The 23,433-nt window shown below is 41.6% G+C and carries 21 protein-coding genes and 2 pseudogenes; 15 read left to right on the top strand and 8 right to left on the bottom strand.

What is annotated here, in order from left to right:
- Both IM473_RS18665 and IM473_RS18670 read left to right on the top strand, forming a co-directional pair.
- Positions 1–139 (top strand): annotated as a pseudogene (locus IM473_RS18665) (IS630-like element ISMae25 family transposase); the annotation flags it as partial.
- A gap of 279 nt (positions 140–418) precedes the next feature.
- Positions 419–916, top strand: coding sequence for an HNH endonuclease (locus tag IM473_RS18670; protein WP_004163691.1), 498 nt, complete (start codon positions 419–421; stop codon positions 914–916).
- Here IM473_RS18670 and IM473_RS18675 read toward each other — a convergent pair.
- The 3 genes from IM473_RS18675 to IM473_RS18685 all read right to left on the bottom strand — a co-directional run bounded on the left by IM473_RS18675 (position 913) and on the right by IM473_RS18685 (position 2,872).
- A complete protein-coding gene (locus IM473_RS18675; RefSeq protein WP_287658046.1) occupies positions 913–1,266 on the bottom strand; it encodes a hypothetical protein in 354 nt (117 codons plus the stop codon). The two genes, IM473_RS18670 and IM473_RS18675, sit on opposite strands and share 4 nt — an antisense overlap.
- A gap of 88 nt (positions 1,267–1,354) precedes the next feature.
- Positions 1,355–2,467: a hydrogenase formation protein HypD gene (gene hypD / locus IM473_RS18680; RefSeq protein ID WP_287658048.1), complete on the bottom strand. Its 1,113-nt coding sequence runs from the start codon at positions 2,465–2,467 to the stop codon at positions 1,355–1,357.
- Positions 2,468–2,608: 141 nt separating this feature from the next.
- On the bottom strand, positions 2,609–2,872 hold the full coding sequence (locus IM473_RS18685; RefSeq protein ID WP_287658049.1) for a HypC/HybG/HupF family hydrogenase formation chaperone: 264 nt from the start codon (positions 2,870–2,872) through the stop codon (positions 2,609–2,611).
- 1,123 nt (positions 2,873–3,995) lie between these two features.
- On the opposite strand from IM473_RS18685, the gene IM473_RS18690 reads away from it, so the two are divergent.
- Positions 3,996–4,169, top strand: coding sequence for a hypothetical protein (locus IM473_RS18690; protein WP_002800478.1), 174 nt, complete (start codon positions 3,996–3,998; stop codon positions 4,167–4,169).
- Between the two features lie 165 nt (positions 4,170–4,334).
- Positions 4,335–4,652 (top strand): 2Fe-2S iron-sulfur cluster-binding protein, encoded by a 318-nt coding sequence (locus IM473_RS18695; protein WP_002800481.1) that lies wholly within the window; start codon positions 4,335–4,337, stop codon positions 4,650–4,652.
- Between the two features lie 82 nt (positions 4,653–4,734).
- On the opposite strand, the gene pyrG is transcribed toward IM473_RS18695, so the two are convergent.
- A complete protein-coding gene (gene pyrG, locus IM473_RS18700) occupies positions 4,735–6,375 on the bottom strand; it encodes a glutamine hydrolyzing CTP synthase (protein WP_002732716.1) in 1,641 nt (546 codons plus the stop codon).
- 244 nt (positions 6,376–6,619) lie between these two features.
- Between pyrG and IM473_RS18705 the strand changes: the two genes are divergently transcribed.
- Both IM473_RS18705 and IM473_RS18710 read left to right on the top strand, forming a co-directional pair.
- Entirely contained in the window at positions 6,620–6,973 is a 354-nt protein-coding gene (locus IM473_RS18705) for a hypothetical protein (protein ID WP_287658050.1), read from the top strand.
- 229 nt (positions 6,974–7,202) lie between these two features.
- Positions 7,203–8,582, top strand: a complete 1,380-nt coding sequence (locus IM473_RS18710) for a serine/threonine-protein kinase (protein WP_287658077.1) — start codon at positions 7,203–7,205, stop codon at positions 8,580–8,582.
- On the opposite strand, the gene IM473_RS18715 is transcribed toward IM473_RS18710, so the two are convergent.
- The 3 genes and pseudogenes from IM473_RS18715 to IM473_RS18725 form a co-directional block, all read right to left on the bottom strand.
- The gene (locus IM473_RS18715; protein WP_287658052.1) at positions 8,574–10,013 is read right to left on the bottom strand and encodes an aminotransferase class I/II-fold pyridoxal phosphate-dependent enzyme; all 1,440 of its coding nucleotides are present in this window, start codon (positions 10,011–10,013) and stop codon (positions 8,574–8,576) included. The genes IM473_RS18710 and IM473_RS18715 overlap by 9 nt on opposite strands.
- A gap of 276 nt (positions 10,014–10,289) precedes the next feature.
- A pseudogene (locus IM473_RS18720) lies at positions 10,290–10,492 on the bottom strand (zinc ribbon domain-containing protein); the annotation flags it as partial.
- A 43-nt stretch (positions 10,493–10,535) separates the two neighbouring features.
- The gene (locus tag IM473_RS18725; RefSeq protein WP_287658054.1) at positions 10,536–11,117 is read right to left on the bottom strand and encodes a hypothetical protein; all 582 of its coding nucleotides are present in this window, start codon (positions 11,115–11,117) and stop codon (positions 10,536–10,538) included.
- A gap of 205 nt (positions 11,118–11,322) precedes the next feature.
- On the opposite strand from IM473_RS18725, the gene pyrH reads away from it, so the two are divergent.
- The 9 genes from pyrH to IM473_RS18770 all read left to right on the top strand — a co-directional run bounded on the left by pyrH (position 11,323) and on the right by IM473_RS18770 (position 21,650).
- Positions 11,323–12,045 carry a UMP kinase gene (gene pyrH, locus IM473_RS18730; RefSeq protein WP_287658056.1) on the top strand — a complete coding sequence of 241 codons (723 nt, stop codon included), beginning with the start codon at positions 11,323–11,325 and terminating at the stop codon, positions 12,043–12,045.
- Between the two features lie 13 nt (positions 12,046–12,058).
- Entirely contained in the window at positions 12,059–12,580 is a 522-nt protein-coding gene (gene frr / locus IM473_RS18735) for a ribosome recycling factor (protein WP_002746738.1), read from the top strand.
- A gap of 347 nt (positions 12,581–12,927) precedes the next feature.
- A complete protein-coding gene (locus IM473_RS18740) occupies positions 12,928–13,218 on the top strand; it encodes a nucleotidyltransferase family protein (protein ID WP_043996335.1) in 291 nt (96 codons plus the stop codon).
- Positions 13,215–13,553, top strand: coding sequence for a HepT-like ribonuclease domain-containing protein (locus IM473_RS18745; protein WP_287658057.1), 339 nt, complete (start codon positions 13,215–13,217; stop codon positions 13,551–13,553). Before IM473_RS18740 ends, IM473_RS18745 begins: the two co-directional genes overlap by 4 nt.
- Positions 13,554–13,744: 191 nt before the next feature.
- Positions 13,745–14,872 (top strand): cobalt-precorrin-5B (C(1))-methyltransferase CbiD, encoded by a 1,128-nt coding sequence (cbiD, locus tag IM473_RS18750; RefSeq protein WP_287658058.1) that lies wholly within the window; start codon positions 13,745–13,747, stop codon positions 14,870–14,872.
- A gap of 140 nt (positions 14,873–15,012) precedes the next feature.
- A complete protein-coding gene (guaA, locus tag IM473_RS18755) occupies positions 15,013–16,638 on the top strand; it encodes a glutamine-hydrolyzing GMP synthase (protein ID WP_287658059.1) in 1,626 nt (541 codons plus the stop codon).
- A gap of 249 nt (positions 16,639–16,887) precedes the next feature.
- Positions 16,888–18,168 (top strand): DNA cytosine methyltransferase, encoded by a 1,281-nt coding sequence (locus IM473_RS18760; RefSeq protein WP_287658061.1) that lies wholly within the window; start codon positions 16,888–16,890, stop codon positions 18,166–18,168.
- Positions 18,169–18,254: 86 nt separating this feature from the next.
- On the top strand, positions 18,255–18,428 hold the full coding sequence (locus IM473_RS18765; RefSeq protein ID WP_370445071.1) for a S26 family signal peptidase: 174 nt from the start codon (positions 18,255–18,257) through the stop codon (positions 18,426–18,428).
- A gap of 159 nt (positions 18,429–18,587) precedes the next feature.
- Complete coding sequence (locus tag IM473_RS18770) at positions 18,588–21,650, top strand: patatin-like protein (protein WP_287658062.1); 3,063 nt, start codon at positions 18,588–18,590, stop codon at positions 21,648–21,650.
- A 156-nt stretch (positions 21,651–21,806) separates the two neighbouring features.
- Here the strand turns inward: IM473_RS18770 and IM473_RS18775 are convergent, their stop codons facing one another.
- A complete protein-coding gene (locus IM473_RS18775; protein ID WP_287658063.1) occupies positions 21,807–23,426 on the bottom strand; it encodes a S8 family serine peptidase in 1,620 nt (539 codons plus the stop codon).
- Positions 23,427–23,433 lie beyond the last annotated feature (7 nt).

A 23,433-nucleotide genomic window follows, 5' to 3' on the forward strand; every position in this document is an offset into this window, starting at 1 on the left:
AACATGGCAAAAAGAACGTAATCAGACTGCATCTACAGTAATATGGACGTTTACGACCAGCGATGCTAGGGTCAAGCTGAAACATCTTTATCCTGTGTTTGAGGAAGAGGAATCGGGAGAATCTATTGCACCAAATTAGCTGAAACAGTCCACTAGCCTAGACATTAGTAGCTTTGAATCGGCGATAACCTGTGTGCGCTGGTATAGTTATCGCCAGTTGGATGAAGTATGAGGGGATTTGGCATCATCCCCAGAGCACAGACTACTGTTCCCCACAAATAGCCTTAACAGTGCTGTCTTTTCACTGTTTACTGATCACTGAAAAAAGCTCCCCACTTCCCCAACACTGAATAATAGGTTCCCATCTCAGTGATCTGTGCTACCATGCGGGGTAAATTCAAGCGATCTCCAGACACCTATGAGCAAGGTTCTCGTGTTGAATGCCTCCTACGAACCGCTAAATATTACCAGTTGGCGGCGAGCGATCGTTTTATTGTTGAAAGGAAAAGCTGAATCCCTAGAACATAACGGAAAAGTGGTTTGTCGTGACTTACCCCTACCTTCTGTTATCCGTCTTAGGCAATACGTCCGTGTTCCCTACAAGGAAATTCCTTTAACCCGTCGTAATATTCTGGAACGAGACCATCACACCTGTCAATACTGTCTCTACCGAGGTGAACAATTAACCATCGATCATGTGATTCCCCGTTCTCGCGGAGGGGGTGATACCTGGGAGAATTTAGTGGCGGCTTGTGTGCGTTGTAATGTGCATAAGGGCAATCGTACACCAAAAGAGGCCAATATGTCCCTACGCGCCCAGCCGCGTCGTCCCTACAGCAGTCTCCACTTTGAGCTATTAAAGCACACCAGGGAGAATCACAATCAGGAATGGCGTAAATATGTCATCGGCATTTAGGGTGAAAAGGGCATGGTGAAACCAAGACCAAAATTGATTCCCATGCCATTATTATTAGTCTGGGTGCGAGGATTGGCAACTCCCGTGCCTAGATAAACCGCACAACCGCGACAGGGGGAATTGACTCGGTAGCGCACCGCCATGGGATCATTGGGATCAGTGATAGTTACTCCCTGATGGTTTAAATCTTTAATTAGATTGGTAACGGGTTTGAAAAAATCGGCGCTGGGGGGTTGACTTGGTTGCAGTTCTAGGGTTTGTTCTTGGGAAGCAAGAACGATTTCCGAAGCGATAATTAGCAGCACAGAGGTAGTTAAGCCAAATAAACCCAGATTATTTTTGATCTTCATTTTTTTTTATCACCGAGAGATTGTTAATTTCTTCTGGTGAGAATTCTAGCGTTTTCTCACCAGAAAGGAACCTAATCAGTAAAAAAATTTACTGATTTCTACCATACTTATAATAAGCGGCACAAGCACCTTCACTAGAAACCATACAAGTGCCGATGGGATGTTCGGGAGTACAAGCAGTCCCAAATACTTTACATTCCCAGGGTTTTAAAACACCTTTAAGAATTTCGCCACACTGACAAGCTTTGTGATCTTTAACGCGCTGATTGGGTAAAGTAAATTTCTTCTCCGCATCAAAATTACTGTACTCATCTCGCAGTTTTAAACCTCCTTGAGCAATTTCTCCTAAACCTCGCCATTCAAACTGATCCCGCAGTTCAAAAACTTGGTCGATTGCCGATAAAGCGACTCTATTTCCTTGATTTTGTACCACTCGATCATACTGATTTTCGATCTCACATCTCTGCTCATCTAATTGTTTTAATACCATCCAAATTGATTGGAGAATATCCAAAGGTTCAAACCCAGAAACTACCACAGGTTTATGATATTCTTGGGCAATAACTTGATAGGGGTCTGTGCCAATTACCATGCTAACATGACCAGGACCAACAAAACCGTCTAACTGTAAATCTGGGTTATCTAACAAAGCTTTCAAAGCGGGAATAATCACCACATGATTGGAAAATAAACTAAAATTAGTGATACCATCTCTTTGGGCTTCTAAAACAGTTAAAGCTGTGCTAGGAACGGTTGTTTCAAAACCTAATGCTAGAAATATTACTTCTTTATCGAGATTTTCTCTGGCAATTTTTAAGGCATCGCGAGGAGAATAAACCATGCGAATATCATCACCTTTTGCTCGTGCTTGTAGCAGACTTAAATGGGAACCGGGGACACGCATAGTATCGCCAAAAGTTGTCAGAATTACGTTCGGTTGTTGTGCGAGAAAAATTGCATCATCTAAACGACCTCGCGGCATCACACAAACGGGACATCCAGGACCATGAATTAATTCGATAGTTTCGGGAAGTATTGCCTCGATACCGTATCTAAAAATTGAGTGGGTATGACCTCCACAAACCTCCATAATTTTAGTAACTTTTTCCCGCTTTTCAGAGATTCTTATCGATAATTGTTCAATTTGTTGAATTAATCCTGCCGCTTTAACTGGATCACGAAATTCATCAACGTATTTCATAACAAGCTTTCTCTCTATAAGTGGTTGGACAAAAGTAAAGTTAATTGTGGAGCCGGTCGTCGGTCGTCAGTAATAATTGCCGTAATTTACATTTCTTAAGATAGACAACAGAATTAATTTATGGGTGACTACTTAAGAACATTAATTATGATTAAATTCTTCCTCTAATTCCGATAATTGTGTTAATAAATTTAAGGTTTCTTGCGCCTCATCTTCATCAATTCGATTCATGGCAAAACCCACATGAACTAATACCCAATCCCCTACACAAGTATTAGCAGGATGGTCTTCATCAACAATGCAAGTGATATTTACTTCTCTTTTTACACCCCCCACATCGACGAGAGCGAGATGATGGTTTTCATCAATAATTGCTGTAATTTGTCCTGGTATGCCTAAACACATAGTTTTTACCTTGAAAAATCTAGTTTTTGTTAATTATGGGCCGATTTTTTGGGTAGAGATTGCGGTAATATCAACTGAGAATCAGGTCATACTTCATCCCTCTAAGAAAGGCTATACAGTCAAAGGTTATCCTTTTTACTTTTTCCTTTCCTCTTTCCCCTTTTTACTCGGTCTTACCTGCCATTCTGGACTATTGCCCTCAAGAACAGCTTTTTTTCCCGTATCTTTTTTAAGATTTCCCCTGTCCCGGACCGTGGACAATATCCCAGCAAGGGTAAAACTTTTGTATTAGGGACTACATCGCTTTACTAAATTGTCCGTCAAAAGTTGATAGAGGAGCCTAGTCTCATAAAATAGCAAGCGACACAGCCCATCCTTACCCAATGCCTTAAAACTTGGTAACTCTTTCTTTTTTTCGATTCTTTGACCATTTTCCTGGTCGTAAGGTGATTTCTGATCAAGAAGATACCTGATAGATTAAAATAGGGGAAATGGCGAGTAGAAAAGAAAAAAATGGTGTCTATGCCAGAAGATACAGCCTTAACCCCCTCTCAAATCGAAGACTTACGTTTTGCAGCTAAAAAGATGACGGGGGCTTCTCGGCGAGCCTTTCAAGGGAGGATTTGTCAAAAGTATTTTGAAGGAAATGCCAGAAAAACGGAAAAAATCTTGGGTTGGGGGCGAAGAGCAGTCCAATTGGGATTAGAAGAACAAAGAAGCGGCATAATATGTGTTGGGCGACATTCAACTCATAGTGGAGCGAAAAAATGGAAGAGAAACAAACCGAAGCTTCCGAGTCTTTAAGAAAAATAGCCGAGTCATACGCACAACAAAATCCAACATTTAATAACCCCATTGCTTATACTCGACATGAGTGGAAAAGGTCAATAAAGTTGAAGTTAGTCAAGTTTAATTAGTGGAATTAATCTGCTAATATTTGTCTTTTATTTACTTGTCAAAAAACCATCATTAGAACTTGAAAATAAAGTTAGGTTAGCGGAAGGTGTTCGCTAACTATTTTCCCCTTATTTTTTAAGTTGATTAGATTAGGTAAACTCTTTGTCAGAAATCACCTTATGATTTTTATTTTGTTAGCCATTATTCTTCCTTTATTTGGTCAAGAATGTCTCAGAAGAACAAAATCGCTTTAATTTTCATTGAATTGGGATTAATTAGCGCTATTGCTTTAAGCTTAGTTCTTCCAGAGGAGAAATTAATCCTTGCTTTATCTTTGCCTAGTGCTTTAGTCGGAGCGGGGTTAGCTCAATGGTCATCTTCTTCTAAGGACAATCAATGACTTTATGGCAAAGGGTGGCGAGCCGGTGGTCAAAAAGGACCACGATGGAATTATTAGGGTCGTTGTCAGTTTAAAAATTAATTGATCGCCATCGGAGTGATCGATTTTTTGGGGGGGTATCTAGAATGATAAAATAGGTGAAGTTCAAAGCATCATTCATTAGCTATGACCACAACCTACAAAGTAGAAATTTCTCATTTAGGAAAAATACAAACGATCGAAGTTAGGAAAGATCAAACTATACTACAGGCGGCCTACGATGCGGGGATTGACTTACCCAGTTCTTGCAATGCGGGCGTATGTACTACCTGCGCCGCTCAACTTTCCCAGGGTAGCGTTGAACAAGGTGAGGGCATGGGATTATCCCCCGACCTGCAAAAAGAAGGCTATGCTTTGTTATGTGTGGCCTATCCTCGCTCGGATATTAAACTGGAATCTGGCAAGGAAGAAGTAGTTTATCAACGTCAATTCGGAAAACCCTAGGCCAAACTGGGGTTAAGATGCGAAATTTTCGGGGGTTTCCCCCCAAAAAACCAGATTTTGAGCCAATAGAACCCAGCAAACCCTAACTAATAGCCGAATGCTGACTACTCAGGGAAAACTTTTCCTCTCTACCCTTAAGGGCCGCTTTCATGAAACCAGAAAAGAGAGGATGAGCTTTATTGGGACGAGAGCGAAATTCGGGATGAAATTGGGTAGCAATAAAGAAAGGATGTTTTGGTAGTTCGATAATTTCCACCAAACGACCATCAGGAGAAGTGCCACTCACCAGATAACCAGTCTCAAAAAAGAGACTACGATAGGCATTATTGAACTCGTAACGGTGACGATGGCGCTCATAGATAACCTCTTGACCGTAGAGGGAGAAAGCTAGACTATCGGGATTTAAACGACAGGGATAGAGACCTAAGCGCATTGTTCCCCCTAAATCTACCACATCTGCCTGTTCTGGCAGTAAATTAATCACTGGATTCGGTGTATCTTCTTCAAATTCGGAACTATTGGCCCTTTCTAATCGGGCCACATTGCGACCCCATTCGATAATCGAACACTGCATCCCTAAACAGAGACCCAAGAAAGGAATATTATTGACCCTAGCATACTCGATCGCCTTAATTTTGCCATCCACACCCCTAATACCAAAACCACCTGGTACCACAATACCGTCAACACCGCTTAAATGAGCTTCGGCCGAATCATTATCCACATCTTCGGCACTTACCCAACGCAATTCTATCTCGCTATTAAGGGCAATAGCTGCGTGTTTAAGGGCCTCCACCACCGAGAGATAAGCATCCCCCAACTGCACATATTTCCCGACGATAGCTATCTCTAATTTTTGACTGGGAGATTGCATCTGTCGGATGAGATTTTCCCACTCCTCCAGATGGGGGTATCGGGGACCCAGGTTTAATAATTCTAGGGTTTGTTGCGCTAATCCCTCTTTTTCCAGATTGAGAGGCACTTCGTAGATACTGCTGGCATCCTGAGCAGTAATCACCGATTCCACCGGCACATCACAGAAAGCTGAGAGTTTTTCTTTTAACCCCGGTTGTAGGGGTAGATGACAACGACAGACTAACACATCCGGTTGAATGCCGATCGATCTTAATTCCTTGACCGAGTGTTGCGTCGGTTTAGTTTTCATCTCCTTGGCGGCCGGAATCCAAGGAATTAGGGTAACGTGCATATAAACTACGTTATTTCGACCCACATCCTTCCTAAATTGCCTAATTGCTTCTAAAAAAGGCAAAGATTCAATATCTCCCACCGTACCACCAATTTCTGTGATGACAATATCGGGGTTGGTATCTTTGGCCACCCGGAGAATCCTTTCTTTGATTTCGTTGGTAATATGGGGAATTACCTGCACAGTTCCCCCCATATAAGCACCACGGCGCTCTTTATTCAATACCGCTTGATAAATCGAGCCGGTAGTCACGCTATTGAGACGGGACAGTTCCGTATCGGTAAAACGTTCGTAGTGGCCAAGGTCGAGGTCGGTTTCGGCCCCATCATCGGTGACAAATACCTCTCCGTGTTGAAAAGGACTCATCGTACCCGGATCCACGTTGATATAGGGGTCTAATTTCAGAATTGAGACGGAATAATCCCGACTTTTCAACAATCTTCCCAAACTAGCGGCGACAATTCCTTTCCCAATACTGGAGACGACTCCCCCAGTGACAAAGACAAATTTACTCATAAAATTTTTCCTGCGATCGATTATACCCGGCAAGGGGTGAGAGTTTTCGGGATGCGGTTGACCCTGAGAGAAGCCGAAGGGCGGTGTCATTTTCCCAGATTTCATTATAACCGGAGGATCTATACCCCGATCCTCGTTTTAGCTCCCTCTCGAAAATCTATTGCACCACAGCTTCATCCCGATCATGTAAATTTTCCGCTACAATCGACAATACTAAGACTCAGGCAATTGTAAACTACTATTCATGATAGATTTTAATACTCTCGCTGAATTTTCCCGCAACTATTGCATCTCGATTTGTGCCTTTTTAGTACCCGCTAACTTAGTAACCACCGTTTTAACCGTTCTTTTTCTCTATTTTGGTCGTCCTACCCGTCAAGTCTTCCCCATTGCTTCCCTAGCTTTGTTGTTCGCTGTCACCATGTTTCTCCACGTCGCCACCTGGTTAATGATTGGTGTGGTTATGGCCCCCACTTTTATCCTCTTTGGACTGGGTTTAACCTGTTTTGTGATCAATCTTCAAGCCATCAGCGATCGCCAAAGCTTGGAACAGTTATTACACACCGGGGTTAGTCGTCTGGCCCGCTCTTTCAACTAAAAAAAGCACCGAGACTTCCCACCCCACCATTAAGATAACCGCTAGATCTGGCTGAATTTTTTTCAGCCAAAGACTTGACAAACTCAAAAATTTTTGCTAACCTTGTAGTATAATCGGAATCCGTCTCGGCCTACGAACTCTCTTTTTAACTCTTTCTCAAGAATAAAAATTTTAACCCGAATTGCCGATAGTGGCTAAACTAAGAGCAGTACCAAGGGAAACGGTGACTATGGAAGTTATTTGCACGCGTCCCCACTGTCCGAAACCGCGTAATCAATGCCTAGACCTAGACGATAGCAATCGCTTAACCTCGATCGATCAGAAATATTGTACTACTTGCGGGATGCCATTAATTTTAGGGGGACGTTATTTGCCAGAACGTCTATTGGGACAAGGAGGATTTGGGGCGGCATTTTTAGCAGTAGATCGTTATAGTCCCAAAAAAGCTAAATGTGTACTCAAACAATTTCAACCTTCCGGTAATTTAAGTCCCCAAGCTTTAGAAAAAGCGAAAAACTTATTTTTTCAAGAAGCGCACGTTTTAGAAGATTTAGGACGAGAACATCCCCAAATCCCCGATCTCTATGCTTTTTTCCCTTTAAAAGTCAAGAATCAATTAACGGGAGAAGAAGAGCAATTTTTCTATCTAGCCCAGGAATATATAGACGGTAAAAACTTAGAAGAAATTCTCCAACAGCAACAAAAACCCTTTCAAGAAAGTGAAGTTAAAAACATTCTCAAAGAATTACTTCTTATCCTCAAATTTATCCATGAAAATGGTTCCATTCACCGGGATATAAAACCATCTAACATCATGCTATCCAAAAATGGCCGCCTCTATTTACTCGATTTTGGGGCAGTAAAACAGGCTACCAATAATCCCAATAATACACAGGAGAAATCCACAACAATTTACTCGGCAGGATTTGCACCTCCCGAACAACAATTAGGCAATCAGGTATCAGCAGCCACAGATTTATATGCCCTAGCAGCTACCTGTGTTATACTCTTAACTAATCGCGATCCTGATGATCTATACGATCCGCAAAAACAGGTCTGGAATTGGCAAAATTATGCCCCTAATATTAGCTCAGATTTAGTCCGAGTATTCAATAAAATGTTACTAGCAAATCCCCGGGATAGATTTCAATCCTGTGGAGAAGTTTTAACCGCTTTAAATCCTCCTCCCCCATCTCCTCCACCTTCTCCAATTCCCCCATCTTCCCCCTCTCCAATTCCTCCAGCTTCTCCAGTGATGAGAAAAACTTCCCGTTTTTCTCTTGGGGAAACTTTCGCTAATGCTGCCTTTACAGGATTTGAAGGGACATTATTAGTAATTGCCTTAAATAGTTTAGTCCCCTCGGTAGGAATTATCATCGCCTTTATGATCTTAGGGGGCTTAGTTTTGGCATTATTTAAAAAAGTGATTGAAGGAAAAGATCTACCAATTATCGCAGCAATTACCCTCGCTTTCCTCTTAATTCCGCAACTGCAAGGCAGCCTAAGTTTTCCTGAAATTGCTATCATTGCCGTGATGGCTGCCATCGGGGCCATTGCTATTACCGCCTTTTTCCGGTTAATATATCAGATAATTTTGCGATTATTTTAAAACCCTAAAAGTTGCAAAATTATCATCACTACCGCCGGTAATCGTGCCACCGAGGTCTAAAATAGTTTGCAGATAGTCGAGGATTTCCTGAGAAATTAACTCTCCCGGCATCAAAACGGGAATACCGGGGGGATAGGGACAGATAACATCGGCACTAAGACGATCGAGGGCATTTTTCCGGGATACTATCTCTGTAGGGGCAAAAAAAGCCTTTCTAGGAGAAATAGCCGAATTTGCCGTGACTGGAGGAGGAGTGGGGGGTAAACTGGTAGAGGAAGGGGATTGAAGGCATTGAAAAGCAGTAATTAGGCGATTAATGTGTTCGCGATGATTGCCGATGGAGATAATAAAAGTAAGTTGGCTTAAAGTCGGTAATTCCGCCGTGACAGCGTATTTTTCTCGCAAAATATCGTCTATTTCGTAACCAGTTAAGCCAAAATCTTTGACAATTACCGTTAAACGAGTGCGATCAAACCAGTGACAACCCGGGATAGAATGGGGAAAGTCTAAAACAGAGATATTAGGGATTTTATCGAGTTCTTTTCGGGCAGTAGCGGCTAAATCGAGGGTTTTGGTCAGTAAATCTAGGCCTTGCGTCGCCATTTGCTTTCTAGCACTATCAAGGGAGGCGAGAAGCAAATAACTAGGGCTAGTGGTTTGAACTAATTGTAAGGCTCGATCGACTTTTTCGGAACTAATGCGATCGCTTTTTAAGTGTAACATCGATGCTTGAGTTAAGGCCCCTAAAACCTTATGGGTGGACTGAATAGCCATATCGGCGCCGAGAGAGAGGGCAGCCGGAGGTAAATCGGGATGAAAGGCAAAATGCGCCCCGTGAGCCTCATCGACGAGCAGCGGGATAGAATAATGATTGGTAATCTGGGCGATAGTTTCTAAGTCACAGCAAACCCCTTGATAGGTGGGAGAGACTACCATTACCGCTTTGGCGTCGGGATGAAGTTTCAGGGCATTTTCGAGGGATTGGGGGGTTATATTTAAATTTAGATCGATAGTGGGATTATATTCGGGATTGATAAAGATAGGTCGCGCCCCGGAGAGAATTAAGCCAGAAATTGCCGATTTATGAATATTTCTCGCCAAAATAATTTTATCTCCCTCGCCGCAAGTGGCTAAAATCGCCGCAATAATGCCACAACTGGAACCATTGACCAAAAACCAGCTTTTATCTGCCCCAAATGTCTCGGCTGCTAAAATTTGCGCTTCTTTAATCACTCCCGTCGGGGCAAACAAATTATCCAGGTCGGGTAATTCGGGTAAATCGGCTTTAAAGACGCTTTTTCCCAGTAAATTACTTAAATCTTCCCCGATTCCTTCCCCCTGCTTATGCCCTGGTGCGTAAAATGGTACATCTAAACTATTGACTTTTTTTTGCAGTTGTGCTAATAGGGGAGCGGATTCTGGCGAAGGCATTTTTGGAAGGAATTATGAATTATGAATTATGAATTATGAAGTGGGGGGCGAGGAGGCCGGGAGCAGGGAGAATAAATAAAAGCTGATACTAAATCCGGTTATTAAAAACTGATTATTTATTCTCCGTTTTGCATGAGTGCATGAGTAGAAAACGGGTTTCTCCGAGAAACCCGTTTTCTGTGCGTTACTCAACGGATTTAGTATGACTCTCCAAAAGGAAAACTTCCTACCTCACCATTAAGATAACTGCTCTAACATCTCTAGGGACATTTAAGGCTTTTTGGTCCCTATGTCCTGGCAACGGTCAGACTTTTGGCTTGTTGGTTCCCATCGAGAAATTAACCGAAAATCCCGACCATATTAAGCGGATTTCGCCGATAGCATATCTCTAAAAGAACGCCATCCTAAGTCTGATATAGCAAGGGATAGCTTACGGTTTTAATCATTCCTGATGTGTTTAAATCTTCTAGAACTATCGTAGTGAAAAAGCCCTAGAAATCTGGCAATCTTCATCGATTCCAATTAGGCGAGCGATTCTCCCACTTCTAAGAGGGGACAAAAGGGAAAATAGGGAGAAACCGTCCAACGATAGAATTTTTTGCTGCTGGTGGACTGAAGATTAAAACGCAGGGAAACAAAGGGGAAAAAGGGAGATACGGAACAATTCCAACTGAAAGCCGGCTTAGAAGTGGTATTATCGCCCTGCAAAGACCAAGCAGGGTATTGAAAAACCTCGCGGACGAGGGATTTTCCTTCATCGGTAACTTGGGCGCAGCTGCGACTAATGCCCGAAACCAAACAGAGACTATTACTGACACAATTGTCATTAGAAGCCACGATCAGCAGCTCTTCCCCGGTGGTGGTTAGTTCAAAAGCGATAAAATCTCCAGCTTGCCAACGACTAAGGACTTGTCCCTGGGCATTCTGGTAGATAGCGCTGCAGTTTTCGGGATCGAGAAGACGATTACTATCGGGATCTAAGTAACCGCAAACCTTGCCCATCAGACGGGTTCCATCCTGAAACCCATACACCCAATCAAAGGTATCGATGTTAGCGGCCCCTTGATTGCTTTTGTTGACCAATAGTAATCGATCGTTGACCACGGTTATTAATTCTCAATCAAACTAAGCTTCCCTTAATAACAAAGGTATCACTAAATACTAATTTCCCAAGGAAAAGATTTATTAAGTTTAACTTCTCGTCCCTCTGGGAGAGTGGACTGGTCAGCTTAAATCAAGGCCAAAACCTGCTATCTTATGGGGAGACAAAAATTATCTAGATATTGTTTTAGCGAGTGGTAGTAAGGGCATGGCGTACAAGCGGGTATTATTAAAACTGAGTGGGGAGGCCCTGATGGGCAATCTCGGCTATGGGATCGACCCGATGGTGGTTTCCGCTATCGCCCAGGAAATCTCCGAAGTGGTTGCTCAAGGCATCCAATTGGCGATCGTGGTCGGTGGGGGCAATATTTTTCGGGGGGTGAAAGCCGCCTCGGCCGGCATGGATCGGGCCACGGCCGATTATATTGGTATGATAGCAACAGTCATGAACGCCATGACCTTGCAGGATGCCCTAGAACGAGCGCAAGTACCGACTAGGGTATTAACGGCGATTGCGATGCAGGAATTAGCTGAACCCTACATCCGCCGGCGAGCAATCCGTCATCTGGAAAAAGGTCGGGTGGTGGTTTTCGGTGCGGGATCGGGTAATCCTTTCTTTACCACCGATACCACGGCAGCCCTACGCGCTGCCGAAATTGATGCGGAAGTGGTGTTTAAAGCGACGAAAGTGGATGGGGTTTATGATTCCGATCCCTCTCACAATCCTAACGCGCGACGCTTTCAAAGTCTCACCTACGGTCATGTGCTGACCCATGATCTGCGGGTGATGGACGGGACTGCGATCGCTCTGTGCAAGGAAAATAATATCCCGATAGTCGTTTTCGATCTGTCGGTAGCAGGTAATATTGTTCGCGCTGTCAAAGGTGAACCCGTTGGAACATTGGTAGGAGGATTCTGTGAAGTTAGCTGAAGTTCAAGACCATATGCAGAAAACCGTCGAATCAACCCAGAGAGCTTTTAATACGATTCGTACCGGCCGGGCAAATGCTTCTCTTTTAGATCGGATCGTGGTGGAGTATTATGGCATGGAAACTCCCCTCAAGTCCCTGGCGACGATTAGCACTCCCGACGCAACCACGATCGCTATTCAACCCTTCGATCGTACCAGTATGGGGGCGATCGAAAAGGCGATTTCTCTCTCAGACGTGGGTTTAACCCCCAGTAATGACGGTCAGACCATTCGTTTGAATATCCCTCCCCTCACTAGCGATCGCCGCAAGGAATTGGTCAAACTAGCGGCGAAATTGGCCGAAGAGGGAAAGGTGGCTGTCCGCAATATTCGCCGGGATGCGATCGATGCTATCCGTAAACAGGAGAAAAGTCACGAGATTTCTGAGGATGAATCCAGGGATTTACAGGATCAAGTGCAGAAATCCACCGATAAATTTATCGCCAAAATCGAGGATTTATTAACGACAAAAGAAAAAGATATCATGACGGTTTAAGTTTTTTTCTCCTCAGGGATAGAACAGGCTTTTTGTCTGTTCTATTTAGGTTTTTATCTCTATTTAAAAGGTATAGAGGAGTGAGAAGGTTTGGGGATGAAGTCTTTCAGTATTGCGGCATCTCAGGTTATCGAAAATTCTGGTTTAAAACCCCCTAGTTTTATGATGGGGTAGTGTGCTTTTGCTTACACTGATTTTTGATTTTTGGGAGTCATATAAGACAAGACAGTAATTCCTGGTAAAGGTCATCGAGCAAAGAATTTATAGATTAGTAAGAAAGAGTCCATTTTTCTCTAAAAATAGGAAAAACTCATCTTGCTTAAAAAAATATTCGGGAAATTATGAAAATGAAACGCTATCAACTTCTTCAAGAAAAACGAGAGAATATTATAAAAATTGCTCGAAAACATGGAGCATTTAATATTCTAATATTTGGATCAGTTGCCAGAGGAGAAGACGGTAATGACAGTGATATTGACTTTTTAGTAGAAATGGAACAAGGGCGCAACTTATTAGATAGAATTGGTTTAATTCAAGACTTAGAAGATTATTTAGGCTGTAAAGTTGATGTGGCTACTATTAACAGTTTACGAGATTGTTTTCGGGAAAGAATCATGAAAGAGGTGATTCCTTTATGAAGGATGACTTAATTTATTTAGGTGATATTTTAGACAGAATTGAACGAATCGAATCTTATACACATGAGGGAAAAGACAGATTCTATCAATCTTTATTAATTCAAGATGCTGTGATTCGCTGTTTTGAAGTCATTGGAGAAGCTGTTAAACAACTCTCTCCTGAGATTAGAAAAAAATATCCTGAAATTACTTGGCGTAAAATTGCAGGGTTTCGAGATATTTTAATCCATAGCTACACGGGAATCAATGTAGATGAAGTTTGGGGAGTTATTAAAGATAATTTACCTAAATTAAAACAACAAATTCAGCAAATTATTGCTAATGAAAATCATTAAAATCAGTTGACAACATGGAGGTAAGACCTAAGCCATTAGGCATTTTTTTGGTCAAGCATCAAACCCATTCAGCCACTATCCTTAAAAAGATAGCGTGGTGAGGATGTCAAAGAATCATCAAAAATAGCAGCAGTTGCCCCCTAGTTCTATAATCAGATCACGGCTAATTTGATTGGCTATCGACCCTATTCATGTCTATCTCCCCACCCCGTTCGGGTTACACTTTACCGGTTTTTGCCTGTGCCAGTGCGATCGCATCTCTCCAGCATCTCCACGGCGAAAATGAGCTAAATTCCGTTACTTTTAATCTTTTAGAACCGCCAGAAGCCGTTACTATTGCCATCGAACAAGTTGCCCGACTGAACCCCGATGCTGCCCTAGCTATCACCCGCAGCGATCCGGGGGACAATTTAGATTTAACTAGAAATACCCCTATATGGGCGTTAGTAGAAAGAAAAACGGGTAATCAAGAGATAGAGATTCAAGGCGGTCAAGGAATCGGCCTACAGGTTGATAATGGCGGAAAATCAGCTATCTATAGTTATGCCCAGCGTCTGATGCAAGAAAACCTCAGACCCCTGTTACTGCCCCAAGAAAGCATCAAAGTGACGATTATCCTTCCAGAAGGCAAAAAACTGGCCACAAGGACTTCTAACGCCGCTTTTGGGGTGGTAGAGGGATTATCTTTGTTGGGTACCACCGGCATTTCCCAACCCCTGAGCGCCCCCGGACAGTTGGAAATCTTTCGCGAGCAATTAAAAATTTTATCTCTTCGTTTTGATCGCTTGGTGTTTTGTATCGGGGAAAATGGCTTAGATTTAGCCCCTCAAATGGGTATTAATCCTGATATTTTGGTAAAAACAGCCAATTGGATCGGGCCGATGTTATTAGAGGCACAATTACAGGGAATCTCTGAAATTCTTTTGTTTGGTTATCACGGTAAATTAATTAAACTTGCCGGGGGAATCTTTCAGACTCACCATCATCTGGCCGATGGTCGTCGGGAAATTCTCACCGCCTACGCCGCTAAAATGGGTTTAGCTACCCCCCATCTCCAGCAAATTTTTGACAGTAGCACCAGCGAAAACGGTCTGGAATATCTGCGTCAATTAGACCGGCAAACGGGAGATAATTGGGTGGAACGCATCTATGGAGAAATGGCTAATACTATCGATCGCCGTTGCCAAGAATACGTTTATAACCACAGTAACGGTCATCTTGGGGTCGGTTGTATTTTATTCGATCGCTCTCGTTCTTTGATCAGCAAAAGCGAAAATGGCATTAAATTTTTGCAAAATCTACAAGTTACCCCCCAGTGACCGTGCTATGATCGTGGGAATATTTAGTCTTAAAAAATGAAACTAATAAGGCTAGACTATTGTAGCTTATTTTCAGAACAATAGCCGATTTAGTTCACAAATCTTTAACCTTTTCCTGCCAGTTTCTTTTCTTGATCGTAGTGACAACTCAAACCCCCCTTCCCACCCCCCAAGAGACTTTGCCCTCAGAGTCCTTCACTAATAGCCTTAATCGTCAAATAATCATCATTCTTGACTTTGGCTCCCAGTATTCTGAATTAATCGCCCGCAGAATCCGGGAAACGAACGTTTACTCCGAAGTTCTCTCCTATCGTACCAGTGCCGAACAATTAGCACAAATCAACCCGAAAGGAATAATTCTTTCGGGCGGTCCCAATTCCGTCTATGATCCAGGGGCGCCCCACTGTGATCCCGAAATTTGGAATTTAGGTGTACCCATCCTCGGAGTTTGCTACGGGATGCAATTGATGGTACAGCAGTTAGGGGGCAGGGTAGAACGGGCAAAACGGGCCGAATACGGCAAAGCATCCCTATTTATCAACGATCCTACCGATTTATTAACCAATGTCGAGGACGGTTCCACCGCTTGGATGAGTCACGGGGATTCCTGCGTGGAATTGCCCGCGGGTTTTGAAATTCTCGCTCATACCGATAATACCGATTGTGCGGCCATTGCCGATCACGAGAAAAAACTCTTTGGAGTGCAGTTTCACCCGGAAGTTGTCCATTCTGTGGGAGGAATCGCCTTAATTCGCAATTTCGTCTATCATATCTGCAAATGCGAACCCACTTGGACCACGGAAGCTTTTGTCGAGGAATCGATCCGAGAAATTAGGGCAAAAGTGGGCGATAAGCGAGTTTTATTGGCTTTATCCGGCGGTGTGGACTCCTCTACCTTAGCATTCCTCTTGCATCGAGCGATCGGTGATCAACTAACCTGTATGTTTATCGATCAGGGATTCATGCGTAAGGGTGAACCCGAACGATTAATGCAGATATTTAACGAGCAATTCCATATTAGAGTCGAGTATGTCAACGCTAGAAAGCGATTTTTAGCGCAAGTGGCCGGTGTCACCGATCCCGAAGAAAAGCGCCGTCGTATCGGCCATGAATTTATTCAGGTGTTTGAAGAAGAATCAAATCGTTTGGGACCCTTTGATTATCTGGCCCAAGGAACTTTATATCCCGATGTGATTGAATCGGCCGATAGTAATGTGGATCCCAAAACCGGGGAAAGAGTAGCGGTTAAAATTAAAAGTCATCATAACGTTGGTGGACTGCCGAAAAATCTCCGGTTTAAATTAGTCGAACCTCTGCGAAAATTATTTAAGGATGAGGTGAGAAAATTAGGCCGATCAATCGGTCTTCCGGAAGAAATTGTTCGTCGTCAACCTTTCCCCGGCCCCGGTTTAGCGATTCGCATTTTAGGGGAAGTCACCGCAGATAAATTAAATATTTTGCGCGATGCAGATTGGGTAGTGCGCGACGAGATTAATAAGCAGGGAATGTATCACGATTTCTGGCAAGCTTTCGCGGTTTTATTGCCTGTCCGCAGTGTGGGAGTAATGGGAGATCAACGCACCTACGCTTATCCTATTGTCCTACGTTTAGTCAGCAGTGAAGACGGAATGACAGCAGATTGGTCGCGGGTTCCCTATGATTTATTGGAGACAATTTCTAATCGCATTGTCAATGAAGTTAAGGGAGTTAACCGCGTGGTTTATGATATTACTTCTAAGCCGCCCGGAACTATAGAATGGGAGTAGTATTTAATTATTGATTGATTGTTATTCCCGTCCAAATACTGGGGCGGGATTTTTTATAAGCTATTACTATTGAAGTAAAGATAATTGAACAAATGATCCAAAAATTGATGAAAAAGAATTGCTCAAATAATTGCTTAATAATATAGCACAATTGCCTTTATTTACCAGACTGTTAATAAAACGTAAAGCCTTAATTTTATCAGAAATACAGTATAATAAAAGGCAGACAATAGAGAGCTAATCATCAAAGTGAAACATAGACCAATTGCGATCGATTTATTTGCCGGCTGCGGTGGGATGTCCCTTGGTCTAGAAGCGGCGGGATTTGATATTGCTGTAGCGGTGGAGTTTGATGCAGTCCATTCCTTGGTTCATCATTTTAACTTTCCCTATTGTCAAACTATTTGCCGGGATATAGCCAAAGTAACAAGTAGAGAAATATGGGAATTATTAAAACTAAAAGGCTATGCCACCGATGTTAGTTTAATTGCTGGTGGTCCCCCCTGCCAAGGTTTTTCACTGATTGGTAAACGACAAATAGATGATCCTAGAAATTCTCTAGTATTTGAATATCTGCGAATTGTAGGGGAAATTAAACCCAAGTATTTTATTTTTGAAAATGTCCCCGGCATGGCTACGGGTAAACATAAACAATTTTTAGAGGAGTTAATTTCTGAATTTGAAGCTATTGGCTATACAATCAATCAGCCAATTAAAATCCTCGATGCCAGTGAATACGGCGCACCACAAAAGCGCAGAAGATTAATCTTAATTGGTAGTCGAAAAGACGTGACGATGGCTAAATATCCTTTGACAAAGACCGTCGATTTAAACTCAGCCAAAAAATCAGCTTTTACCAGCGTCTATGATGCGATTTCAGATTTAGAATTAATACCGGCTTTTATCGATACTGATTTAGGCATACTCGCATCAAAATTAGATTATAGTGGTAAGAGAAAAAAATATTCAGTGCAGCCAAAAGATATTTTTAAACTTTGCCATCAAAGAACAGTAGATACAAAAATCTATGGACATATAGGCTCAGTTCATACCCAAAGATCAATTGATAGATTTATCGTAACCGAACCGGGTACAGTGGAACCAAAAAGTCGCTTTTTCAAGCTTTCTCCTACTGGTTTATGTAATACTCTCCGGGCCGGAACTAATAGTGACAAAGGGGCCTATACTGCTCCTAGACCCATTCACTATTCTATTCCTCGTTGTATTACTGTACGAGAAGCCGCCAGATTACATACATTCCCCGATTGGTTTCAGTTTCACCGCACAATATGGCATGGTTTTCGTGAGATTGGTAACGCGGTTATTCCGCTATTATCGAAAGAACTTGGCTCTTCTGTGATGGGAGCAATGAACATCAATACCGCTAATCTCAACCGAGTTATTTTAGAAAAAATGCCCGAAGACTTATTGCTATATAATATGTCTCAAGCATCAAACTATTGGGGAATCTCTGACGATGTTATCCCGAAAAGAAAACGAGGTGTCTCTCAGAGGCTGTTCGGTATTTAAATGATACCAATCAAAGAGTATTATCTTTTAGAAGCACCGCGCTATAATTTGCCGTTAATTCAGGTTCCTTCTGGTGAATATTTTTCATGGGAGATAATCGTAATCATAGCAACGATTTCCATATCTGGGGATTTTTACCAGTCAAGAACCTGATTAGCTGTGCAGTTTTTCGCTTTTTCCCACTGCACCGCTTTAGTTGGTTTTCTGACTTCTGTTTCCCCGCAACCTCAAATACCAGGATAAATGTAAAGATTTATTAAAATATAGTCTAGGATACAACGTTTGTGGCGGGGTGGTGTGTATCCTTTTATATTGGGAAATGTGGTAGAGCGTCCCAACCCTGATCGCAAAAACCGCCACAAACGACTCCCAACTGTATCTGTCCCTTTTAGAACGCCAAATAACTGTGGAGACTTGCTATGACTGCAACACCTGGTCAAAACACACAATCTTCGTCAGCCACTTGCTTGAAAAAACCAGATTTTCGTAGGGAAACTCGCTTAGGATTAGTGCTTTATGGTGGGGTTTCTCTAGCAGTTTATATGAATGGTGTTTGTCGAGAATTTTATAACGCAACAAGGGGTCGGGGGATTTATAAATTAATTAAAGCACTGACAGATTCAGATATTGTTGTTGATATTGTATCGGGAACTTCAGCGGGAGGAATTAATGGAGTTCTCTTGAGCTATGCAGTTGCTAATAGCTACGAAAAAATTGTAGTTGACTTTAAAGAATTTGGAGATATTTGGCGAGAAAGTGGGGATATAAATAAATTACTGCGTCCGATCAAAAAAGAAAATAATCAGACCAATGTCAACTCTCTTTTAAACGGCGAGGGATACTATCAGGAAGAACTTTTTAAAGCTTTTGAAAAAGCTGGAAATAACCAACAATCTGCTCCTGATGGAGAATGGTATTCAGAGTTTAACGAATTAGATTTGTTTATCACTGGCACTGATGTTTTAGGAAGAATCTATAAAACCTTTGACAACACTGGAAAAGTCATCGAAATCAAAGATAATCGTTGCGTTTTTCATCTTAAATATCGAGAAGATCAAGATTTTGGAGATCCTTTTTCTATGACAGATAAAGATACTCAACAAGCCTTAGCTAAACTCTGTCGAATCACCTCTTGTTTTCCCCTGGCTTTTCCCGTAGTACCTGTCGAAATCAAGTCTGATAATAAGGTAGATAACCAACTACAAGAATGGGGAAAGCTTTTGAGAAATCGCATCCTTCCGCAAGAACCTCCAAAAGAGGGATATAAAATCTATTTTGTTGATGGGGGAGTTCTAGATAATCGTCCTTTTAGTTATACCACTGAAGCCATTTATTATCGTACAGCAGATCGTCCTGTCAATCGTCAATTATTTTATCTCGATCCCAATCCGGAAAGCTTTGTTGACAGTACCAAATTTAAAGAAATGGAGCAACCTACTGTTTGGGAAGTCATCACGGGTTCTCTAATCGGTTTACCCAGCTATGAAAGTATTGGCAAAGATCTTCAACAAATCAAAGGTATTAACGACAAAATTCGTCGCTATAATTTGTTATTAAAAAGTGTTGATGAAGAAGTATCTGAACAAACAACAGAAGCCAAAAATCGTTATTGGAGGTGTCGTTTAGTCAGTTTAAGAGATAGTGTTCTCTCCGTAATTTTTGACAATCAATATTTTGTTGGAAAAGAACAAGAACAGGAAGAACTATTAGAAAAAAGTGCCAGTTTATTGACCCAATTTATTAATAATTCTGAGGAAATTAAAAAGCGAGAGGAAACTTTAAACTCCCTAGCTCAAGATGTTGAAAATCTAGATATTCAATATGCTATTAGAAAACATAACTTTCTCTTGTCCCAAATTTACTCTCTGATATCTGATGCTATTACTAAAGATACAGATGATATTACCAAATATACAGAGTTGAAAAATTTAGCCAATAAAATCACTTGGCTGCTAGAGTTGCTCAAAGTCATTGATCAGGTTATCAAAGAAGTGATAAAATCCGAACCTGTTCGCCAAAAATTTTATCAACTCATTACAGAAGATGAAGAGGACAATAATCAACAATCTGTAAATTTGAAGCGCAAAAAAATATATGATTATCTATTGACGTTGTTGCGTCTTATCTTAGATAGTCAAGATTTAGCCGATGTCACCGTAGAAAATCTCAAAGAGCTAAATTTTGACAAAATCCATTCTATCGGGGACAATTTACGGAAGAAGGTTAAAGATGTAGCTCTAGATCAAGATTGGGAAGCATTAACTATAACCAAAGGTGAAACAATATTAGAAAAAATAGAACAAGCTTCGGCGAAGTTGTTAACTGAACAATCGGAGAATGTAGAACCAGCAATTGGCAAATTTGAGAAATTTCAGCTAATTGATCAAGTAATATATCCCTATCAATATTTGTCCGATGTCCAAAACAACAGTCCAATTAAACTTGTTCGTATTTCTCCCAATGATGCTGATAAAGGATTTGGCAAAGATAAGGGACTTGAAGAAAAATTAGCTGGAGATCAATTTCGTGCTTTTGGAGGCTTTTTTAAGAAATCTTGGCGTTCTAATGATATACTTTGGGGACGGTTAGATGGAGTCAACCGTATTGTTGATGGGTTATTAACTTCAGAATCCTTAAAAGCCTTCTCTGGAGTTGTAAGTCGCCAAATTAAACTAGAACAATTCTCAGGAACTCAGGAAGAGAAAATTCAAGAATACGTCAAGCGACTTGTTGATGAATCTTTTCCCACAGAAACACAAACAGAAAAAAATGAGCTAATTCAAGACTTAATTAAATTTGCTCAACCTAATACAACCCTTGCAAAAGAAGAATTAGAAGAATTCTTAAATAAGCTTGTCAGTTTAGGACATAGTGCTATTCTTAAGGAAAATTTAGGGAATGTATTCAAAGACGCAATTTCTGAACAATTGGAATGGAATCAACAAAAAATTGACTCAACTCCTGAGCCAAACTACAAATATGTTGGTGGCTATTTTGACAAAGCAGTAACTCCCTTAGCTGCTGCAGAACTTGCTCAACGTTTCCTGGAAGATTTAAAAGGGAAAGAAAAAGAATACTTCCTGGGTGAATATGGAGTTGGTTCAGAAACAATAGTGAAAGATATACCTTCTAATATTCTCAAAAGTTTAGGCACTCGGTCAGCGATAATTTTGAGTGATATCATAGAATCTAGTAAGACTGGTAAACGACTGCTTAGACTTCAATCTTATCAGCTTCTCAAACAAATTCTGAATATATACTATTTCCTGTCCCAAAGAAGTAGTCCAAGCAGCTATAAAACACAAGCCTCTCCCCTCATCTCTGCTTTGAAATCATTGCTTCTTTTTATTATTGGATTTGGAGTAATAGCCTATCTACTAAATGTATTACCAAGATGGGCTGTGTTGACCATTGCAACCTTAGCATTACTCTGGATAATAAAAAGCTTATTGGGACTATTATTCGGGAAGACCTCTAAATAACCGCTGGCAGCTGTGCCAAGGAAAAATCAAGGTCCTGTAGGAGTTGCCATGGGGGAGAGAATCTGGTTATTAAAAACTGATTATCTATTCCCTCTTTTGCATGAGTGCCTGTTGCATGAGCGCCTCTCCTCACTTACTATCTTACTATCATTTTTATTATTCAGGAACCGTCCACCAAGCAAGAGCAAAAGCTTGTTCTTTCTCGTTAACTTGTTGACGATATTGAACCCGAATTTTATAGTTTCCAGAGATGGGTACAGGACAAAACATATGCTCTAAACTATCACTATCACTCAGGGAAGCACAGGTGTATTTAGCATTATTATCCTCTTGGGCAGGTAAAAGATAAACATCTAAATTATTCAGGCCGCGATCCCGGAAACTTTCATCGAGATCATAGAGATTATTGCGATTAGTATCGATTAGTTCTACCAAACGATCCCAAGCCAAAGTTATCGAAACAAAACTATTAGCTTTTAATGGCTTCTCTAGGGCATAATCTTGATAACTATTAGCGGTAACTGTAGCGTAATCCCAACCAATAGGAGGAATAGATTCTGCGGCCGACCATTGACCATTACTAAACTGTTGGTAGGCGCGAAAAGTGTTAAGATGTCCCGTCCCCATCTGCATATCTAAAGGAATTTTCGGGTCTTTATAAGCATCGGACTCTAACCAAGTTTTTTGGTCTTTAGTTAAGACCGTCCGTCTCATACCTAATCGTAACCCATCGCCCTTATCTTTAATTTTATCGGCAGCATTAAGCATCACTGCTTTCATCACTTGATGATGACGAGAATCGAGACTCCAATGGGGATTTTTTTGATTAATTTGTTGATCGCCGTATTCTTGTAAAAGCGCCACGGATGCTGTAATATGAGGAGCGGCGAAACTGGTGCCACTAACAGTATTTAATTTACCTTTGAGATCATAAAGCTCTATTTTATTGCCGGGGGCAACTAAATTAATTGACCGTCGCAAACCATCATTAATTTCCCGTTTAATTACACTGCGGCCAATACCCACCGGTAAAGCACTAATATTAGCAAAATCAACTTTAGTAAATTTTCCTTCTCTTTTCGCTGTATAAGCGGTAGTAATGCCGTTAAAATGATCGGTGGGAATGGGAATTCCTCCCTTACCTTGATTACCAGCAATTACATAAAGAACATCATCAACTCGCGATGACCAATCAACACATTGAGTTAATAAAGCTTGACCATCTAATTTTGGTTCCTGTCGCTGATCTCTTTGCAAAGATTCCCCAAAACTAAAGTTAATCGCCCGCACATCACCGCTATTTTGTCGGGCAATATTTTGACTAGCAAGACATTCTTCCGGTTGTCCGCCGCGTCGCAAAGAACCCACCGCCCCCGAATATAATCTCGCTTTTGGGGCCACTCCGGGGATTTTTTTATCATCACTGACCATCACCGTTGCCACCATAGCGGCGTGATTATCTAGATAGGTGTTGGGTTTGGCAATTTGATCGCGAAAAAAAACACCGGCTAATTTATAGGGAGGTCGCCAAGCTGCCACTTTATCATAACCGAACTGAGCCGGTCGGCCGATTTCCACTTGACCGATGGCAATTTTTCGCCCTAATAAATTATAGGGTTCCGCCCGCAGGCGATCGGCATAAATTCCCTGTTCACCGATGGAATTAGAAAGAACTAGGGAAGGAAGGAGAATTATCGTTACTACTAACCCGACGACAAACCAAAACCCTCTTTTCATCATCAGCAATCCTGCGGCAGTAAGGTGATATCGATCCATTCTAAGA

Source organism: Microcystis sp. M015S2 (genome assembly GCF_020245945.1).
Lineage (GTDB): Bacteria > Cyanobacteriota > Cyanobacteriia > Cyanobacteriales > Microcystaceae > Microcystis.

Excerpts from the sequence above, each read along its gene's own strand:
- IM473_RS18740 (WP_043996335.1), top strand. The coding sequence starts at position 12,928 with ATGAAACGCTATCAACTTCTTCAAGAAAAACGAGAGAATATTATAAAA.
- pyrG (WP_002732716.1), bottom strand. The coding sequence starts at position 6,375 with ATGAGTAAATTTGTCTTTGTCACTGGGGGAGTCGTCTCCAGTATTGGG.
- hypD (WP_287658048.1), bottom strand. The coding sequence starts at position 2,467 with ATGAAATACGTTGATGAATTTCGTGATCCAGTTAAAGCGGCAGGATTA.
- IM473_RS18775 (WP_287658063.1), bottom strand. The coding sequence starts at position 23,426 with ATGGATCGATATCACCTTACTGCCGCAGGATTGCTGATGATGAAAAGA.
- IM473_RS18695 (WP_002800481.1), top strand. The coding sequence starts at position 4,335 with ATGACCACAACCTACAAAGTAGAAATTTCTCATTTAGGAAAAATACAA.
- IM473_RS18670 (WP_004163691.1), top strand. The coding sequence starts at position 419 with ATGAGCAAGGTTCTCGTGTTGAATGCCTCCTACGAACCGCTAAATATT.
- pyrH (WP_287658056.1), top strand. The coding sequence starts at position 11,323 with ATGGCGTACAAGCGGGTATTATTAAAACTGAGTGGGGAGGCCCTGATG.
- IM473_RS18745 (WP_287658057.1), top strand. The coding sequence starts at position 13,215 with ATGAAGGATGACTTAATTTATTTAGGTGATATTTTAGACAGAATTGAA.
- IM473_RS18690 (WP_002800478.1), top strand. The coding sequence starts at position 3,996 with ATGTCTCAGAAGAACAAAATCGCTTTAATTTTCATTGAATTGGGATTA.
- IM473_RS18675 (WP_287658046.1), bottom strand. The coding sequence starts at position 1,266 with ATGAAGATCAAAAATAATCTGGGTTTATTTGGCTTAACTACCTCTGTG.
- IM473_RS18765 (WP_370445071.1), top strand. The coding sequence starts at position 18,255 with ATGGGAGATAATCGTAATCATAGCAACGATTTCCATATCTGGGGATTT.
- frr (WP_002746738.1), top strand. The coding sequence starts at position 12,059 with ATGCAGAAAACCGTCGAATCAACCCAGAGAGCTTTTAATACGATTCGT.
- IM473_RS18715 (WP_287658052.1), bottom strand. The coding sequence starts at position 10,013 with ATGCCTTCGCCAGAATCCGCTCCCCTATTAGCACAACTGCAAAAAAAA.
- IM473_RS18685 (WP_287658049.1), bottom strand. The coding sequence starts at position 2,872 with ATGTGTTTAGGCATACCAGGACAAATTACAGCAATTATTGATGAAAAC.
- cbiD (WP_287658058.1), top strand. The coding sequence starts at position 13,745 with ATGTCTATCTCCCCACCCCGTTCGGGTTACACTTTACCGGTTTTTGCC.
- IM473_RS18710 (WP_287658077.1), top strand. The coding sequence starts at position 7,203 with ATGGAAGTTATTTGCACGCGTCCCCACTGTCCGAAACCGCGTAATCAA.
- IM473_RS18770 (WP_287658062.1), top strand. The coding sequence starts at position 18,588 with ATGACTGCAACACCTGGTCAAAACACACAATCTTCGTCAGCCACTTGC.
- IM473_RS18705 (WP_287658050.1), top strand. The coding sequence starts at position 6,620 with ATGATAGATTTTAATACTCTCGCTGAATTTTCCCGCAACTATTGCATC.